We start from the raw sequence: 1,243 nt of genomic DNA, 5'->3' as shown, positions 1-1,243 counted from the left end.
CACCAGGGGAAGGGCGTATTCTTCACTGAGCTGCCGGAAAACGCCGCGAAAGGCATCGGTGTAAGAGGCGCCGTAATTGGGCGGTATTTCGATGCCCAGCAGCAGTACGCGCGCGCCGGCTGCCTGGCTTTTTTCGATCATGTCACTCAAATTGAGCTTCATCTGCTGTGGTGAAAGTCCGCGCAGGCCGTCATTACCGCCTAGCTCGAGCAGCACGATATCCGGTGGGTGACGTTCGAGCAGTTCCGGCAGGCGTGCCGCGCCGCTCGAGGTGGTGTCGCCACTGATGCTGGCATTGATGACCTGGTGTTGACTGCCCAGACGTTGTCGAAGCAAGTTGACCCAGCCGGCGTCGCGCTCGATGCCGTGGGCCGCGCTCAGGCTATCGCCGACTACCAGCAGCGTATCGGCGCGAGCATTCACGGCATGTCCTGCGGCGAAGCACAATACGGCGACCATCAGGACGCGCATGCCTTTGCGTATCCAGGAAGAGGAATTCTCACGCATGTCCGACGACTCCTTGAGTGAAGCTAGAACTCCCATTTTACACGCCAGTCACGTCGCGCAGCGCGTGCGCAGCGGTGAGCGTGTACTGACGATTCTCGACGACTTGGCATTGCACGTCCATGGCGGCGAAAGCGTGGCCATCTTGGGTAGCTCTGGATCGGGCAAGTCGACCCTGTTGGGTTTGCTGGCAGGGCTGGATACGCCCAGTGAAGGCGATATCCAGTTATTCGGTGAATCACTGAGTGCCCTGAATGAGGACGGCCGGGCGCGGCTGCGTGCCGGGCAAGTGGGATTCGTGTTTCAGAACTTTCAACTCCTACCGACTCTGACGGCGCTGGAAAACGTCCTGCTGCCCCAGGAGCTTTCGCCCTCGGGCGATGACGAGCAGCGAGCGCGGACCTGGTTGACGCGAGTCGGACTCGGCGAGCGGCTCGGGCACCTGCCCAAGCAACTCTCCGGCGGTGAGCAGCAACGCGTGGCGGTGGCGCGTGCCTTCGTCAGCCATCCAAAGCTGGTCTTTGCCGACGAGCCAACCGGCAACCTCGATCGCGCCACGGGGGCGCATATCATCGACTTGCTGTTCGAGCTCAATCAGGAAATGGGCACGACACTGATATTGGTCACGCACGATCATGCTCTGGCACGCCGCTGCGGGCGTTGCCTGCGCCTTGACGAAGGGCGCCTGCAGACCATGAGTCACGACGAGGTGGCCTCGTGAAGGCGCTCTCGCTATCGC

General features: G+C 61.7%; 2 protein-coding genes. One reads left to right on the top strand and one right to left on the bottom strand.

Annotated elements, in window-relative coordinates; all coding sequences use genetic code 11:
• On the bottom strand, positions 1 to 459 hold a 459-nt coding region (locus OP496_RS17820), incomplete at its 3' end, for an arylesterase (protein ID WP_280565264.1).
• A 46-nt stretch (positions 460 to 505) separates the two neighbouring features.
• Between OP496_RS17820 and OP496_RS17815 the strand changes: the two genes are divergently transcribed.
• The gene (locus tag OP496_RS17815; protein ID WP_280565261.1) at positions 506 to 1,225 is read left to right on the top strand and encodes an ATP-binding cassette domain-containing protein; all 720 of its coding nucleotides are present in this window, start codon (positions 506 to 508) and stop codon (positions 1,223 to 1,225) included.
• Positions 1,226 to 1,243: the final 18 nt, after the last annotated feature.

Source organism: Chromohalobacter sp. 48-RD10 (assembly GCF_029889785.1).
Taxonomy (GTDB): Bacteria; Pseudomonadota; Gammaproteobacteria; order Pseudomonadales; family Halomonadaceae; genus Chromohalobacter.
This window is presented reverse-complemented; position numbering and strand designations above follow the sequence as displayed.

What these genes read in the sequence shown, in the direction of transcription:
- OP496_RS17815 (WP_280565261.1), top strand. Translation starts at nt 506, where the DNA reads ATGTCCGACGACTCCTTGAGTGAAGCTAGAACTCCCATTTTACACGCC.